Below are 16,734 nucleotides of genomic sequence, written 5' to 3'. Positions count from 1 at the left end.
GACGGGGGTCACCTCGTTCGGGCTCTCGTTCGAACGGCGCTCGAGCAAGCCGGTTGCAGAGGCGGCCTTGCGTCAGCCCAAGCCTGGATTCGTCAGGTCTGGTCGCCTGTTCTCGCCGGCACCGCTTCCACGCCACGCGGTAGCGTCGACTTCGGTGCCGTGCGGGCGAGGCCGGCCAGCGCCAGCTTGCGTTTGCGTCGGGCCTGCAATTGCTGATCCGCCAACACGCCGATCAAAATCACCGTTCCCATCACCGCGAAGTTCAGGGAATTGGGGATGCCCAGGATGTTCACGAGGTTCTGCAGCACCTGCAGCAGCGCAGTCCCCAGCACGATACCGAGAATAGAACCCTCGCCGCCGCGCAGGCTGCACCCGCCCAGCACGGCCGCAGCAATCGCGTAGAGCTCATAGAAATTGCCGAAGGAGCTCGGAGATACCGAGTTGGTGTAGAACACGAACAACACCGTCGCAACGCCGGCGAGCCCACCGCTGATGATATAGGCGGTCGCGATCACCATATTCGTGTTGATGCCGGAGAAGCGCGCCGCCTCCTCGTTCTTGCCGACGGCATAAAGCCAGCGCCCGTAGACCGAACGGTGCAGCACCACGCCGAGGACGATTGCAAGGATGATCAGGAGGATGAAGGTGTTCGGGATGCCCGCCACTGCATGGCCGGAGGCAAGGTTGCTCAGGGTCGCGGCCTCGTCGCCGTAGCCGAAGCCGCGTGTCGAGTCGGTCGTATAATAACGGGCGGCGCCGCGATAGATCAGCAACCCGCACAGCGTCACGATGAAGGGCTGCATCTTCAGCCGCGTGATCAGGACGCCCTGAATGGCCCCCAGCACCAGTCCGCCCAGCAACACAGCCAGCAGCGCCAAGGGCCAGGGAACCTGGTACGTCGTCAGAAGATCGACGAAGACGACGCCGAGCAGCGCGAACATCGAGCCGAGCGAAAGGTCGATGCCGCCGGTGATGATCACGAGCCCTTCCCCGAGCGCAAACACACCGAACAGGCCGATCAGATTGGCCAGGTTCAACAGGTTCACCACCGACAGGAAAGCCGGATTGATCATGCCCGTGATGACGGAAATCACCACGAGCAGCAGGCCGAGGCCGAGTTCTTTCTTGTTCATTGCGCAGCGGCTTCCACGGGTTCCAGCGCCTGGCCTATTGCAAGCCGCAGCACGTTGTATTCGCTGAATTGCGAACGCTCCAGCACACCGCTGACTCGTCCCTCATGCATCACCGCGACCCGGTCGGAGACGCCGATGACCTCCTCCATGTCCGAGGAGATCATCACGATCGCGACGCCCTGGTCGGCGAGCTCGCGCATCAGCGCATAGATCTCGCTCTTGGCACCGACATCGATGCCGCGGGTCGGCTCGTCGAAGAACATCACGCGCGGCTGCATGGAGAGCCACTTGCCGAGCACGACTTTCTGCTGGTTGCCGCCGGAGAGGGTCACGGCCTCCATATCGACGCTGGGCACCTTGATGGAGAGCCGCCTCACCTGCTCCTTCGCGACATTGCGCTCGGACGCGCCGTTGATCAGCCACATCCGCGCATAATTCAGCAGGCTCGCCAGCGTCACGTTCTCGCAGATCGGCAGCTCCAGCACGAGCCCGGTTTTCTTGCGGTCCTCCGGCACCAGATAGATGCCTTGCCTGATCGCGTCCCGGGGCGATCCGACATGGACCTTCGCGTTGTCGATCCTGATCTCGCCACCCAGCACCGGATCGATGCCGAAGGCCGCACGGGCCAGCGACGTGCGACCGGCGCCCACCAGTCCTGCCAGTCCGAGGATCTCGCCATGCCGCACGGAAAGATCGATCTGCCGGTCGGGGAAGGCCGACGTCACGAGACCGGCGATGTCGCAGCCGCCCGGCTGTGGCGGCCGCTTCGGCGGCGTATGCAGCGTCTTCAGGTCGCGACCGATCATCAGCCGGATCATTGCGGCATGGCTGAGCTGGTCTCGCGCCAGCTCTCCCACCGTGCGCCCGTCGCGCAGCACCACGACGCGGTCGGCGCAGGTCATGATCTCGCCGAGCCGGTGGGAGATATAGATCACCGCGATGCCGTGCGCCTTCAGATCGGCAATCACCTCCAGCAACCGCTCGGTCTCCGAAATCGTCAGGCTCGAGGTCGGCTCGTCCATGATGATCACGCGGGCGTCGATCGAGAGCGCCTTGGCGATCTCCACCATCTGACGTTCGGCGATCGACAAATTGTCGACCAGCGTGTCGGGGCCGAAATCGGCACCCAGCCGCTCCAGCAGCGGCGTCACGCGGGCGCGCATCTGCGCGCTATTCACCAGCTTCAGCGGGCCGCCGACGAGCTTCTCGCGTCCGATGAAGACGTTCGCGGCAACGTCGAGATTCTCGAACAGGTTCAGTTCCTGATGCACGAAGGCGATGCCGGCCTGCGTCGCCTCGTTCACCGTCATGTGGGCGTGGTCGGTGCCGCCGATGCGGATCACGCCCGCACTGGGCTCAATCACGCCGCCCAAGACGCGCATCAAGGTCGACTTGCCGGCGCCATTCTCGCCGATCAGGCCCAACACCTCGCCGCGGTGCACGCGCAGGCTGACATCGTTGAGGGCCATGACGCCGGGATAGGACTTGCTGATCCCTGCGAGTTCGAACAGGATTTCCGCCATTCACTTCCTCCTGCTCGACACCCGACGGCCAAGTTCGCTGGTCATGGCCGCCAGGTGTCGAAAGGCACTCAAAGTCACTTCTTCAGCAGATCCTTCATCTTAGCGGTGAACTCCGCGACGTTGGTCTTGCTGATCACCTGGGTCGGCACGATCAGCTTGCTGTCAGCGGGAATCCAGGACTTGTCGCCGTTCAGCGTCTTGATGATGTTGGTGGCGGAGAGATAGCCGAATTCGAAAGGCTGCTGCACCACCGTCGACTCGATCGTGCCGTCGGAAATTCCCCGCAGCGTGCGCTGATCCTCGTCGAAGCCGACGATCTTCACCTTGCCGGCCTTGCCCGCCGCCTTGACCGCATCATAGATCAACGGCGTCTCGTAGCTCCAGAGGCCGGACAGCAGCGCAATGTCGGGATATTTGACGAGCACGTTCTCCATGTTCGCCTTGGCCTTGGCGGAGTCCACCTGGTCGGTGAACACGTCGACCAGCTCGATCTTGGTGCCGGCGATCGCTTCCTTGATACCCTGCACCCGCTCGCGGGCATTGTCCGCGTCCATCGTGCCGACGAACAGCGCGATCTTGCCGCCGTTCGGCAACGCCTTCTTGAACTCCTCGCCTGCTTGCCGCCCGGCCGCGACGTTGTCGGTGCCGATATAGGCGAGACGCTTGCTCTGCGGCGCGTCGCTGTCCGTCGTGATCAGGATGGTCTGGGACGCGACCTTGTTGAGCTCTTCGGTCGCATGCGGCGCATCGTCAACCGAGATGGAGATGCCGGCGACGCCGCGCACCAGCAGATCGTCCAGCTCGCGCCGCTGGCCCGCCGCGGTCGCATCGTTGGTGACGATCAACTGGATATCGTATTCCGGGTGCTCCTTCTGAGCCTTCTCGAGCCCGCGGCCTGCGATGACCCAGAAGTCGGCCGCTGCATTGGTCACCAGCGCGATGGTCTTCTTCTGCTGGGCCTGCGCCGGACCGGTCGCAAACGCGAACGCAGCAGCGGTCGCGAGCAACGGCACGAGCAATTTCTTCATTGATCCGTTCATGTGTACCTCCCTTTGGGCACCCCAGATGCGGGGCTTACAGCGCTTTTGCGCTCTATTTTATTCACGTAGCGAAGAAATGTTGCAGAGCAGAACATCGAAATCAAGATGCACTGGCCACTTCTTCAAGCGGAAATAGTACATGAGGCATGGTATTAGTAAATATGCCTCGCCATTACACATCGTGCGCTGTGTTTCTCTAGTTACACCGCAGCGATGGGCGCTTATTAAATTCATGCGATGAATTAAATAGGACAGCATGACTGACCAGACTGAGTTGCCGAGACGAATTTCAGGCATGGCCCGCGGCTCGAACAGGGGCCGCCTGGTGGAAGTGCTGCGACGTCACGGACCGCTGCCGCGTGTCGAGCTGGCCCGGAGCACGGGACTGAGCTTCCCGGCCGTTTCCGGCCTGACCTCCAGGCTGATCGCGGAAGAGTTGCTGTGCGAGACCGAGACGGCGGCACCCCCATGGTCGGACGATCCCGACGAAGACGATCCGGATGGGCTGAATGCCCGCCGCCGTGGCCGGCCGGCCGTGCTGCTGACCCTGAACCCGGAGTTCGGCCGCGTCGTCGCGGTCTCGCTGCGCATGAATCTGATCGAGACACTGATCGCGGATTTCAGCGGCTTCAGCCTGGCGCAGTCGCGCCTCGAAATCGCAACCCGGGCACTCGACGCCGGCGCGTTGTGCGACCTTGTGATCACGCAAATCAATGCGATGCTGGAGGCGACGGCGACACCGCGCCATCGGCTGCTGGGAATAGGGATCGCCCTCCAGGGCATCGTCAACGCGGACACCGGCCGGCATCTGTGGAGCCCTGCGCTGTCCGTCACCGACATCGACCTGGCGAAGCCGGTGCGTCAGGCATTCGGCACCGAAGTCGTGATGGCGAATGATGCCGTCGCGGTCGCGCTCGCGCTCGCGGCCGCCGAGCCGTCACTGGCCCAGGGCCTCATGGCCCTGATCCTGATCGGTCACGGCGTCGGCATGGGCATCGTGGTCGACGGTGAAGCACGTTTGGGCGCCGGCGCCGGCAGCGAGATCGGCCATACCAAGCTGGGATCGAACGGACCGCAATGCCGCTGCGGTCAGCGCGGCTGCATCGAGGCCCATCTCGCCGACTATGCGCTCTACCGCGACGCACGCACCTTCCTCGACTTGCCACCGGCGGCGTCGCAGCAGCCCTCCGAGGCGCAGATGAGCCTGCTGCATGAGCGGGCACGAAGCGGGGATCCTCGCCTCGAGCACGTCTTCCAGCAGGCCGGCCGCGCGCTCGCCGAGGCGGTCGCGGCAACGATATCCGTGCTGCGCCCGCACCATGTCGTCCTGGCAGGGCCCGGCCTGCAGGCCTTCGACATGATGCGGCCCGCCTATGAGGAGCGGCTCGAGCAGGCGGTATTGCCATGGCTGCTCAAGTCCACGACGATCCATCTGCGTCCAAGCGAGTCGGCGGCGATCGTCGATGGCATGATGCGACGGACGCTGCGGGACGTTGACCGAAACCACATGGACGCAACAGAATAAGCAACGGAACGGCCCAGATCATCACGACGATCCTGAGGGCAGCGGTCTTGTTCCCAATAAGCGTCAGAACGGTGACTTCAGGCTATGACGACGACAGACACGCCATCCGCCATTCCCGCGACGGGATATCGTCTCCGGCTTCCAGGCCCCACTGAAGTGCCCGAACGGGTGCGGCAGGCCGCAGCACGGGTGATCGTCAACCATCGCGGCCCGGAGTGCAAAACCGCGATCGGCGAGACCGAGGAGATGATCCGCCCGGTCCTCGGCACGACAAACCGCGTGATGTTCTTTGCGAGCTCGGGCACAGGCGTCATGGAGGCCGCGCTCGTCAACGTGGTTGGCCCGGGCAGCCAGATCCTCGTGATCGAGCATGGCCAGTTCGGCGAGCGCTTCACCTCGATCGCCAAGGCCATGAACATCTCGGTCGACACGGTTGCGAACGAGTGGGGCCAGGCCGTCGACGTTGCCGCGGTGGAGGCGCGCCTGCGCGAGCGCAGCTATCGCGCCATCGTCGTCGTGCACAATGAGAGCTCGACCGGAATGGTGGCCGATCTTGCCGCCCTCGGCGCGCTGGTGCGCGACCGGCCGACGCTGCTCATCGCGGACTCCGTCAGCGGCCTCGGCGGCATCGCGATGCGGCAGGACGAATGGGGCGTCGACATCGTCGTCTCAGCCTCGCAGAAGGCCCTGATGTGTCCGCCGGGCCTCGCGCTTGCCAGCGTGAGCCCGAAGGCGTGGCGCGTGATCGAGCAGGACGAGCGGCGATCGGTCTTCTTCTGGGATTTCCGCCGGGCGCTGAAGTCTATCGAGCTGAACGAGACTCCGTTCACGGCGCCGGTCAGCCTGCTCTACGGCCTGCGTGAGTCCCTGCTGATGATGCACGAGGAAGGCCTCCCGAACGTGCTCGCGCGCCATGAGCAGCTGTCCGGTGCGCTGCGCGCCGGCGGCGCGGCGCTCGGGCTTGCGGATTTTTGCGAGCGCGGACCGCGCTCGAGCACCGTCGTCGTGTTCAAGGTGCCCGACGGGCTCGAGGGCGGAACGATCGTGCGGCGGCTCTATGCGGATCATCGCACGGTGATCGCGGGGGCGCGCAACCGCCTCTCCGGCCGCGTCATCCGGTTTGGCACGATGGGTGCATTCAGCGCCGCAACCATCCTGACAGACCTGCTTCATCTCGAAGACGTCTTGACCAAGCTCGGCCTCCCGGTCGAAGCTGGCGCCGGGCTCAAGGCGGCGACCGAACATCTCGCCAAAACCAAATAAGCAACAACAGAACCGAAAAGGCGACCCCGATGAGAACTCCGGCCTCGATCCTCGCCCGCGGCGTCGCGCTGGCGGTCTCGCTCCTTGCGGCCGGATCGGCCTGGGCCGAGCAGCATGTCGTGCTCTATTCGGCCAACGACGACACCGTGAACAAGTTGGTCGCCGACGGCTTCGCCAAGGCGACCGGAATCAAGGTCGACGTGGTGTCGACGGGATCGGGCGTGCTTGTGCGCCGCATCACATCCGAGGCTGCCAATCCGCAAGGCGACGTGATCTGGGGCGTCAGCGCGACGATCCTGCGGCTGGCGAGCCCTTATCTCCAGGCCTACCCGGCCAAGGACCGCGAAGCCGTGCCGGCGCAGTTTCGCGATCCAAAGGACCTCTGGCTGGGCACGAACATCCAGGTCGTCGTGATCGGAGAGAACACCAAGGCGATCGACAAGGACACCGGGCCGAAATCGTGGGCCGACCTCCTCGATCCGAAATTGAAGGGCAAGCTCGCCTTCACCGACCCCAGCAATTCCGGCTTCTCATATGCGGCCGCCACGCTGCTTCTGTCGCAATGGGGCGAAGGAGATGCAGCCTGGACCAAGATGGGCCAGCTGCTTGCGAACGCAAAAGTGCTCAATCGTTCGACGCAGGTCTTTGAAGGCGTCGGCAGCGGCGAATATCCGCTCGGCATTACGCTGGAATATGCCGGCTTCCTGTGGGCCCACAACGGCGCGCCGGTCAAAGTCGTCTATCCGGCCGAAGGCACGCATGCCGTGGTCGAGGGCGCCGGCATTCTGAAGGGCGGACCGAACACCGACGCGGCCAGGCAGCTGATCGATTATCTCGCCAGCAAGGACGTGCAGGAGATGCTGCTGAAGGCGACGTTCCGGCGGCCCGCGCGTCAGGATATCGATCTCGGCGCCGTCGCCCCCGGCATGCTGCCCTTCTCGGCGATCAAGGTGCTGCCCTACGACGATGCCAAATGGGAAGCGGCGCGGCGTGACACCCTCGCGCGGCTGAAGACGACGATCCAGGATACGCGCTGAATTCCATGACCGCGATCCGGATCGAACGGCTGACCCGCACCTTCGGCGCGGTGCGCGCGGTGGACGACATCTCGCTCGCCATCGCGCATGGCGAGCTGTTCACGTTGCTCGGGCCCTCGGGCTGCGGCAAGACGACGTTGCTGCGCATGATCGCCGGCTTCGTCGACGTCGAATCCGGATCGATTTCCTTCGGCGACCGGCGCATCGACAATCTGCCCGCGCATCGCCGCGACACCGGCATGGTGTTCCAGAACTACGCGATCTTTCCGAACCATACCGTGGCCGAAAACGTCGCCTACGGACTGAAGGCGAGAAAGATTCCGGCGGCCGACATCAAGTCGCGCGTCGACAAGGCGCTCGAGCGTGTGCGCCTCGCCGGCTATGGTCCGCGCTCGCCGCACCAGCTCTCGGGTGGCCAGCTGCAACGCGTGGCCATTGCGCGTGCGCTCGTGATCGAGCCCGCGGTGCTCTTGTTCGACGAGCCGCTGTCCAATCTCGACGCGCAGCTGCGGACCGAGATGCGCATCGAGATCCGCCAGTTGCAGCAGGCGCTCGGCCTGACCGCGATCTATGTGACGCATGATCAGGAGGAGGCGCTCGCCATCTCCGACCGTATCGCCGTCTTGCGGCATGGCAAGGTCGAGCAGGTCGACACACCCGAACGCATCTATCGGATGCCCCAGACCGCCTTCGTGGCCGAATTCCTCGGCTCGACCAACATGGTGCCGGGCGTCGCAAAAGCCTTCGACGGCCGCAACACCCAGGTCGCCGCGGCCGGAACGGAGTTTTCGGTCAGGGGCGAGGTCGGGAAGCCGGGGGCAAAGGTTTTGCTGTCGCTCCGGCCGGAGGCTTTACGACTAGCGGACAGCTCTGACGGTCCTCGCGTTCAGGCCCGGCTGGCGCTGCGCGAGTTTCTCGGGCCGGTGCAGCGGCTTCACGCCACGCTGCCTGACGGCACCCAGCTTCGGGTCGCGGCGCTCGGCGGCGCGACGTTCGACGCTGCGCCCGGCGCATCGCTCGTGCTTGCCTATGACCCCGCCCAAATCATTGCGTTCCCCGCGCCATGAAGCGCTTCGCCACCATCGTGGCCCTGGTGGCCCTGGTGCTGCTCGCGGTGTTCCTGCTTTACCCGCTCGCGCTCGTGCTCGATGCCAGCATCCGGATCGACGGCACCGGCGCCTTCACCTTCGGCAACTACGCGGCGATCGTGAAGAGCCGCTATTACCTCGGCTCGATCGGCAACTCTCTGCTCGCGGCGGCTCTCGCAACAGGCCTTGCATGCGCGATCGGCATCCCGCTCGCCTTCTGCCTCGCAAGGGTTGATGTGCCGGGCCGCGCGCTGCTGCTGACGCTGGCGTCGCTGCCGCTGGTGCTTCCCTCGTTCGTCAGCGCCTACGCCTTGGTGCTCTTGTTCGGCCATGCCGGCGTCATCACCACGGCCCTGCGCGGGATCGGCATCCCGATCGGCTCGATCTACGGCATGCCCGGCATCGTGATCGTGTTCACGCTGACGCTCTATCCCTATGTGGTGATGCCCGTGCTGGCGGGCTTTCAGGCCGTCGATGCCTCGATGGAGGAAGCCGCCCGCAATCTCGGTGGCTCGCCGTCTTACGCGGTCCGCACCGTCCTGCTGCCGATCGTGATGCCGGCAATTCTCGCCGGCGGCCTCCTGGTCTTCATCGAGGCGCTGGAGAACTTTGGCGTGCCGGCGGTGCTGGCCGAAGACCGGCCGTTTCTCGCCGTCGACATCTTCAAGCTGTTCGCCGGCGAGTCCGACGCCAACCCCGCCGCTGCGGGCGCACTCAGCGTGCTGTTGATCGCCTGCACCGCGCTCGCGCTTCTCGTTCAACGGCACTATCTCGGCAAGCGCCGCTTCTCGACCAATGCGCGCAGCGCGCCCGCAAAGCTGGCGCTGTCGCCGGGATTGCGGCTGCTTGCCGCGATCATGAGCTGGGGCATCGTGGTCGTCTCGCTGCTGCCGTTCGCGGCCGTGTTGATGGTTTCGATGCTGCGCTTCCGCGGCCCCGTCCTGACCTGGGAGCTCGGCCTGGACAATTACGCCACGCTCTTGTCCGGCTCCTATCGTCCGCTGCTCAACACGCTGACGCTCGCGAGCATCGCCGCCGTCGCGACGATGCTGATCGGTGCGCCGATCGGCTATGTCGTCGCTAGGCATCGCTCCCGCCTGTCCGGGCTGCTCGACTTCGTCGGCATGGTGCCGTTCGCGGTCTCGGGCACGATCCTTGCGATCGGCCTGATCGTTGCCTTCAACAGCGGACCGCTCGTCCTGACCGGCGGCTGGCTGATCCTGGTGATCGCCTATGTCGTCCGCAAGCTGCCCTTCGCCATCCGCTCGTCCTCGGCGATCGTGCACCAGCTCGATCCCTCGCTCGAGGAAGCCTCGATCAATCTCGGCTTGTCGCCAAGCCAGACATTCGCGCGCCTGACGGTGCCGCTGATGGCGAGCGGTCTGGTCGGCGGCCTCGTCCTCGTCTGGATCACGGCCGCATCCGAGCTGAGCGCGACCATCGTGCTCTATTCGAGCCGTTGGGCGACCACGACCGTTGTGATGTACCATGCGATCGAAGGCACCGGCGCAGGCCTGGCTGCCGCCGCAGCCGCGGTCCTCATTCTCGTCACCGCGATCCCGTTGCTTCTCATCAACCGGCGCGTCAACAAGCAGGAAGCGACCGTCGTATGACGGCAGGACAGGACGTCATGAACGACACACCCCGGACGCTCCCAAACTTTCGCAGCGACAATGTCGCACCGGTCGCGCCCGAAATTCTCCAGGCGATCACTGAAGTCAATCGCGGACCGGCCGCCTCTTACGGTGACGACGATTATTCGAAATGGCTGAACCAGCGTTTCTCGGCGCTGTTCGAGGCTGAAGTTACGGTTTTCCCCGTCGCGACCGGCACGGCTGCCAATGCCCTGTCGCTCGCGGCGTGCGCGCGACCATACGGCGCGATCTATTGCCACGAAGAGGCACATGTTCACACTGCGGAAGGCGGCGCGACCGAAGCCTTCACGGGCGGCGCGAAGCTCCTCACCCTGCCCGGCCCGAACTTTCGGATCGAGCCCGCTCACCTGCGCCAGGCGCTCGCCGGGACGGCCTGGGGAGTCCGCAATCGCTCGCAACCCGACGCAGTGTCGATCACCCAGGCCAGCGAATTCGGCACCGTCTACTCCCTCGCCGAGATCGCGGAGATCAGTGCGATCGCCCGTGACAAGAATCTGTCCGTGCACATGGATGGCGCCCGCTTCGCCAACGGACTGGCGCGGCTCGGCTGCAGCCCGGCGGAGATGACCTGGCGCGCAGGCGTCGACATCCTGTCCTTTGGCGCGACCAAGAACGGGGCCATGTCGTCGGATGCGATCGTGGTGTTCGACCGCGACCTCGTCGAACCCCTGTCCTATCGGCTTCGCCGCGCCGGCCAGACCTGGTCGAAGATGCGCTATGCGTCTGCACAGCTGCTCGCCTATGTCGAGGACGGCCTCTATCTGCGGCTCGCGACCAAGGCCAATGCCGTGGCCACACGTCTTGGCGTGGGTCTCGCCGCGCTGCCCGGCGTTCGGCTCGTTGCACCGGTGGAAGCCAATCTGGTTTTCATCAACCTGCCCGTCTCGGCCATCAACCGGCTCGCCGCGACCGGCCTGCCATTCGCGCGACGGGGCCAGGATATCGTCCGCTTCGTGACCCGCTTCGACAGCACCGAGCAGGAAGCCGACGAGGTCATCGCGCTCGTTCGCGATGTGATGACGGGAAGCTGAGAGCGTAAGCCGCCACCTCAGTTCAAACGCCAGATTGCGGCGTTGAGCACGCCGGCGAAAGCGACCCAGGCCGCGTAAGGCACAAACAGCGCGGCCGCCAATCTGTCGCGTGGCAGTTCGAGGCCGATATAGACGACGATCGTTGCGAAGAGACCGGACAGGATCGCGAGCGCTGCGCCGATCTGATGCCAAGTAAACATGACCGGAGACCAGGCGAAGTTGAGGGCGATCTGCGCGATCCAGAACGCCATCGCCTTCCCCCGCGGTTCCCGCCGGAACGTCCGCCAGCCCGCAACGGCGATCAGGATGTAGAGCATGGTCCAGGCCACCGGGAACGCCCAATTCGGCGGCACGAAGGACGGCTTTGCCAGTTCCGCATACCACGGACCGGGGAGATTGGTGGCGCCGATCAGCCAACCGATTCCGACAACCGCAACGACGAAGACCAACAGCTGAAGCATACGCCACCTCGCGATTCTCTCGAGCCGATTGTATCATCCGCGCATGAGAGAATCCGGCACCGTGGAAGGCGACGCGACGCGCGTCCGCAAGATCATCCATATCGACATGGATGCCTTCTACGCATCGGTGGAACAGCGCGACAATCCGGAGCTGCGCGGCAAGCCCGTCGCCGTCGGTGGGTCGGCCGAGCGCGGCGTGGTTGCCGCGGCGAGCTATGAAGCGCGCAAATTCGGCGTTCGGTCCGCAATGGCGTCGGTGACCGCGAAGCGGCAATGTCCCGACCTGATCTTCGTCAAGCCGCGCTTCGAGGTCTACAAGGCGATCAGCCGGCAGATCCGCGAGATTTTTGCCGAGCACACCGAGATCATCGAGCCCCTGTCCCTCGACGAGGCCTATCTCGACGTGACGGAGAACCTGCAGGGCATCCCGCTCGCACGCGACGTCGCGCTGCGGATCCGCGAGAAGATCAAGGCCGAGACCGGCCTCAACGCTTCGGCGGGCATTTCCTACAACAAATTCCTGGCCAAGCTCGCCTCCGATCACCGCAAGCCCAACGGTCAGTTCGTGATCTCGCCGGAGATGGGACCCGCCTTCGTCGAGACGCTGCCGGTCGGCAAGTTCCACGGGATCGGACCGGCGACAGGTGCGAAGATGAACGCACTCGGCCTGTTCACCGGTCTCGACATCCGCAACCAGACGCTCGAGTTCATGAACGCGAACTTCGGCAAGTCGGGCGCCTATTATTACTGGATCTCGCGCGGCGTCGACGAACGGCCGGTGCGCGCCAACCGGATCCGCAAATCGATCGGTGCGGAAACCACATTCTCGACCGATCTCGGCGAATTCGACGTGCTGATCGCCGAGCTTCGGCCCCTCGTCGACAAGGTCTGGCGCCATTGCGAGACCACCGGCAGCCGCGGCCGCACCGTCACCTTGAAGATCAAGTTCGCCGACTTCGAGATCATCACACGCAGCAGGTCCGCCCCTACGCCGGTCGCGGGCCGGGACGAGCTGGAGCGGCTGGCCTGCGGCCTGCTCGAAGTCGAGATGCCGCTGCCGAAGCGCGTCAGGCTGCTCGGCGTATCGCTGTCGTCCCTCCAGCTCGGCGACGATGCGGAGCCGCAACTGACCTTCGGCATCTGATACGAGCTAAATCGTGCTACATATGGGACTGATGACGAGGACAGATCATATGGCGAGCGCCGAACCGGCGAAGGAATGGCAGACCACGGAGTGGTTCAATACGCCCGAGCCGCTGTCGCTTGCCGCATTGCGTGGCCGGATCGTGATGCTGACCGCCTTCCAGATGCTCTGTCCGGGTTGCGTTGCCAACAGCCTTCCGCAGGCTCAGCGCGTCGCGGCGACGTTCAAATCGTCGGATGTCGCCGTGATCGGCCTCCACAGCGTGTTCGAGCACCACGATGCCATGGGGCCGAACGCGCTGCGCGTCTTCCTGCACGAATACCAGATCCGGTTTCCCGTTGCCGTCGATGCGCCCGACGGCACCGATTTCCCGCGGACCATGCGGAGTTACGGATTCCAGGGAACACCGACGATGTTGCTGTTCGATCGTGACGGCCAGCTTCGTCGGCATGTGTTTGGCCATATCCAGGACTTGCAGCTCGGCGCCGAGATCATGGCGCTCGTCTGCGAGGGCTTGCCGCCGGATACGACGCTGGAATCCGGGCAGGACGGCGTTTGCGCGACAGGCGGATGCCATGCTTGATCCGGACCTTCGCCGCACATGGCTGTTCGGCCCGGGCGCCGATCGCGCGGCCCACGAGAGCATGCTGAATGCCGGGGCCGATGCCCTCATCGTCGATCTCGAGGATTTTACGCCGCCGGAACGGCGCAGCGACGCGCGCGACCTGCTGGCGCGTTTCGTCGGGGATTGTCGCAACCGCGGCTGCATTGCAACGATCAGGATCAACGCACTGGAGACGGACGGCACGATCGATCTTGCCGCCGCCATGAAGGCGCGCCCCGACGTGATCGCTTATCCGATGAGCGACGGGGCGGCGCAAATGCACGCGCTCGATGCAGCGATCACGCATTGGGAGCGAGAGCTCAGCATGACGGCCGGCAGCACCGAAATCCTGCCGGTCTGCGAAACGGCGCTCGGCGTGGTCGAGGTCCGCGGGATCGCCGCGGCAAGCCCCCGCATCCGGTGCGCCTTGCTGGGAGCGGAAGACCTCGCCAACGATCTGTGCGCCGAACGCAGCACCGACGCGGTCGAACTGGATTACGCCCGCCGCCGCTTCATCTTGGAGGCGCGCGCCGCCGGCATCGAGCCGATCGATGCTCCCTACACGTTCAGCGACGTCGAAGGCGCGGTCCGCGAGGCGACGCTCTCGCGTCGCCTGGGCTACCGTAGCAAGTCCCTGGTGCGTCCCGCGCACGCGACGGCGTTGAACGCAGTCTTTACCCCTGGCGCCGAGGAGCTTGCGCGTGCGCGCGCGATCGTCGCGGGCTTCGATGCCGCACGCAAGCGCGGCGAAGACCGCGCCCTGAGCGACGGGCTTTGGGTCGAAGTACCGACCTATCGCAATGCTCGCAGACTGATCGAGCGGGCACAACGATTGGGAAGCCGTGAGTAAGGCCCTCGCGGTCCGGGATCAGGCCGCAATCTCTTCCGACCTGCTTCCCGCCTCATCACGCTTTGCATTGATCAAATTGAGGAGGTGAGCCGCAGCGCGCGCATCAGACAGCGCGCGATGATGGTTCTTGAGCTCGATATTGAACGCCCTCGTGAGCTTGCCAAGCCCGTAAGACTTGTGACCGGGGTAATGCCGGCGCATGGCCGCGCAGGTGCAGAGCTTTGGAAAGCGGAAGCGGCGTTCGAGGCGTCCATATTCCGCGGCGATGAAGCCGTAATCGAAATTGACATTGTGGGCGACGAAGACGCCATCGCCCATGAACTGCATGAAACTGTCCGCGACGTCCGCGAACAACGGCGCGTCCCGCACCATCTCGTTGGTGATGCCGGTCAACGCGACGATCTTGGCCGGGATCGACCGCTGGGGATTGATCAGCGAATGCCACTCCGCCACGACCTGATGATTGCGGATCCTGACGGCGCCGATCTCGGTGATGCGATCCCCGCCGGTCCAGCCGCCGGTGGTCTCGATGTCGACGACGACATAGTCCTGGTCCGGATCGAAACGGAAATCGGCGCGGCCGATCTCCGCGGGAATGCCGGCGTTGCCGAGCTGGCGAAGCCGCGTCAGCTGGTTGCGCCTGATGACGTCACCCTCGGCCTTCACTTCCATGAACGAGACGGCGCCGCTGGCCACGAGCATGAGATCGGGGAAGCCATCGCGCATCGCCCGATAATCCTCGCACATCAGGCGAAGGATCGTGGCGAGGCCCGTTGCACGCGCGCCTGCAAGCAGCGCGCGCAGCGCATCGATATCGACATGGTCCCAGGCGAACACGCCGTTCGGCTTCCCCCACTTTGCGGCGACGATCCGCAGAATCTGGGGGAGCGCGGCTTGCGACGCGACGGCTGCGAGCCTGGTCTCGATTTGACCGGCAAAGAGCTGCGCGAAGGTCCTGTCCTTCAGGCAATGCGGCATCCAGTCGAAGCCGCTGTGCAGCTGTCCGGATTCGAACAGCTCGTCCCAGAACAGCAATCCGAACAGGCAATGCCAGAGCGTGTTTTCGGCGTGGAAGACCTCAACGCCTTGCCGGCGCAAGACGCTCGCAAGTCCTGCTTCCGGATTGCCGCGCCAGGTATCGTCGACCCGGAGCGTTCGCCCCGCTCGCAGCAGCTCGGTGCAGAGTCCCGTCCTGCGTCCGTCGAACTTGCGGGCATAGAAATCGCTCGCGAAGACGAATTCGTCGTCGCTGGCGGGATCGTCGATCATGCGACGCAGCAGCTCCTCGGCTGCGTCCTTGTCGCCTTCCGCGTAGAGCAGACGGGCGAGGCGCTCGTGACATTCTGCGGAGGAGCCGGCGCGGTAGAGCTGGACCGCAAGCGCGGCCTCGCCCTTCTTCTCGAAGTGCAGACCCGCTCGGTGGGCCGCGCGGCTCCGCAGATCCGAGGCGTAGTCCGTCGGGCAGACAGGACCGCCGAGAACGCCGGCCACGGAATTGCGATACGCTTCGTCCGATTTGGTTTCGAAGTGACGCAGCAGACGGGCGTAGTGAAAGCACGCCCTCGCCTCGTCCGCGTCGGCAAACCGGGCGCTGAAATCCGCCTGATCGTTGGTGCGCAGGATGCCGAGGTCGCGCAGCGCAAAATTCTTGAGGTTGTTCTCGGTCTTGCCGAAATAGAGATAGAGCAGAAACTCCAGCGGCTCGGTATCACCGAGCGCGATGAAGGCCTCACCACCGCAGCGCTGGAATGCGGTGCCGAACGACAGATTGGCGAGCCAATACTCCGTCAGCTTGCCCTTGGGCCATGAGGCCCGGACATCGCTCACGCCGGCCGCCTTGGCGCCATCGAACAGCACCGGCTTTGCAAGGCAGGCCATGAACGCCGCGTAATCCTGTTCGATCAGGCCCCGGACATAACCGGCGATACCAAGCTCCCCCAATGCGCCAACCGGGTCGGCGATCTCCGTGTACTTGAACGTGGAGGGATTGAAGACCGTGCCGTTGCGGTTGACCATCCGGATGAACAGGCACTGGGCGTCTTTCGACAACGACGAGAAGCGAGCGACAAACGCCCGATGCTCGTCGGTCAGCACCGGACCGTAGGTCTCGCCAACGAAGCTCAGCATCTCCGTGAAATGGTCGTGGTAGTAGTACGGCGGCAGGACGGGCAGCGTCATCAGCGCGCAGCCCTCGGCGCGGCGCAGCGAGATCCCGCTTGGGTCAGATTTGCGCGGGCGGCGCAGACACCGCTCGCCGCTGGGTGATGGACGGCCATGTTCGACTTCTGTTCTTTTCGTTCGACAGTGTCAAGCTCGGAACTTCACGACCGAGCGCCATCCACGGAGCGTTGCGTTCCCGGGACCTCAAACACACGAGCCT

The 16,734-nt window shown here is 64.7% G+C and carries 14 protein-coding genes; 9 read left to right on the top strand and 5 right to left on the bottom strand.

All coding sequences use genetic code 11. The features are described 5' to 3' along the window. Window positions 1-92: 92 nt before the first annotated feature. The 3 genes from NLM32_RS15300 to NLM32_RS15290 form a co-directional block, all read right to left on the bottom strand. On the bottom strand, window positions 93-1,133 hold the full coding sequence (locus tag NLM32_RS15300; RefSeq protein WP_254129779.1) for an ABC transporter permease: 1,041 nt from the start codon (window positions 1,131-1,133) through the stop codon (window positions 93-95). Beyond that, a complete protein-coding gene (locus tag NLM32_RS15295) occupies window positions 1,130-2,656 on the bottom strand; it encodes a sugar ABC transporter ATP-binding protein (protein ID WP_254129778.1) in 1,527 nt (508 codons plus the stop codon). Before NLM32_RS15295 ends, NLM32_RS15300 begins: the two co-directional genes overlap by 4 nt. Before the next feature lie 74 nt (window positions 2,657-2,730). Beyond that, on the bottom strand, window positions 2,731-3,696 hold the full coding sequence (locus NLM32_RS15290) for a sugar-binding protein (RefSeq protein ID WP_254129777.1): 966 nt from the start codon (window positions 3,694-3,696) through the stop codon (window positions 2,731-2,733). 256 nt (window positions 3,697-3,952) lie between these two features. Between NLM32_RS15290 and NLM32_RS15285 the strand changes: the two genes are divergently transcribed. The 6 genes from NLM32_RS15285 (at window position 3,953) to NLM32_RS15260 (ending at window position 11,295) form a co-directional block, all read left to right on the top strand. Then, entirely contained in the window at window positions 3,953-5,221 is a 1,269-nt protein-coding gene (locus tag NLM32_RS15285; protein WP_254129776.1) for an ROK family protein, read from the top strand. 84 nt (window positions 5,222-5,305) lie between these two features. Beyond that, a complete protein-coding gene (locus NLM32_RS15280; RefSeq protein ID WP_254129775.1) occupies window positions 5,306-6,484 on the top strand; it encodes an alanine--glyoxylate aminotransferase family protein in 1,179 nt (392 codons plus the stop codon). A gap of 29 nt (window positions 6,485-6,513) precedes the next feature. Then, on the top strand, window positions 6,514-7,521 hold the full coding sequence (locus NLM32_RS15275; RefSeq protein WP_254129774.1) for an extracellular solute-binding protein: 1,008 nt from the start codon (window positions 6,514-6,516) through the stop codon (window positions 7,519-7,521). Window positions 7,522-7,526: 5 nt separating this feature from the next. Continuing rightward, a complete protein-coding gene (locus tag NLM32_RS15270) occupies window positions 7,527-8,588 on the top strand; it encodes an ABC transporter ATP-binding protein (RefSeq protein WP_254129773.1) in 1,062 nt (353 codons plus the stop codon). Then, window positions 8,585-10,222 (top strand): iron ABC transporter permease, encoded by a 1,638-nt coding sequence (locus NLM32_RS15265; RefSeq protein ID WP_254129772.1) that lies wholly within the window; start codon window positions 8,585-8,587, stop codon window positions 10,220-10,222. The genes NLM32_RS15270 and NLM32_RS15265 overlap by 4 nt, the downstream gene beginning before the upstream one ends. Before the next feature lie 17 nt (window positions 10,223-10,239). Beyond that, window positions 10,240-11,295 carry a low specificity L-threonine aldolase gene (locus NLM32_RS15260; protein ID WP_254129771.1) on the top strand — a complete coding sequence of 352 codons (1,056 nt, stop codon included), beginning with the start codon at window positions 10,240-10,242 and terminating at the stop codon, window positions 11,293-11,295. 17 nt (window positions 11,296-11,312) lie between these two features. Here NLM32_RS15260 and NLM32_RS15255 read toward each other — a convergent pair whose 3' ends face one another. Then, on the bottom strand, window positions 11,313-11,756 hold the full coding sequence (locus NLM32_RS15255) for a TspO/MBR family protein (protein WP_254129770.1): 444 nt from the start codon (window positions 11,754-11,756) through the stop codon (window positions 11,313-11,315). Between the two features lie 43 nt (window positions 11,757-11,799). Between NLM32_RS15255 and dinB the strand changes: the two genes are divergently transcribed. Genes dinB through NLM32_RS15240 form a run of 3 tightly spaced genes read left to right on the top strand, consistent with a single transcriptional unit; the run spans window position 11,800 to window position 14,354 of the window. Then, window positions 11,800-12,900, top strand: a complete 1,101-nt coding sequence (gene dinB / locus NLM32_RS15250; RefSeq protein ID WP_254129769.1) for a DNA polymerase IV — start codon at window positions 11,800-11,802, stop codon at window positions 12,898-12,900. 49 nt (window positions 12,901-12,949) lie between these two features. After that, entirely contained in the window at window positions 12,950-13,483 is a 534-nt protein-coding gene (locus tag NLM32_RS15245) for a redoxin domain-containing protein (protein WP_254129768.1), read from the top strand. After that, a complete protein-coding gene (locus NLM32_RS15240) occupies window positions 13,476-14,354 on the top strand; it encodes a CoA ester lyase (protein WP_254129767.1) in 879 nt (292 codons plus the stop codon). Before NLM32_RS15245 ends, NLM32_RS15240 begins: the two co-directional genes overlap by 8 nt. An 18-nt stretch (window positions 14,355-14,372) precedes the next feature. Here NLM32_RS15240 and NLM32_RS15235 read toward each other — a convergent pair whose 3' ends face one another. After that, window positions 14,373-16,532 (bottom strand): exonuclease domain-containing protein, encoded by a 2,160-nt coding sequence (locus NLM32_RS15235; protein WP_254129766.1) that lies wholly within the window; start codon window positions 16,530-16,532, stop codon window positions 14,373-14,375. Window positions 16,533-16,734 lie beyond the last annotated feature (202 nt).

This window comes from Bradyrhizobium sp. CCGUVB14 (assembly GCF_024199935.1).
Taxonomy (GTDB): domain Bacteria; phylum Pseudomonadota; class Alphaproteobacteria; order Rhizobiales; family Xanthobacteraceae; genus Bradyrhizobium.
Note: the sequence above shows the minus strand (reverse complement) of the source record. Positions and strands in the feature narration are given on the sequence as shown.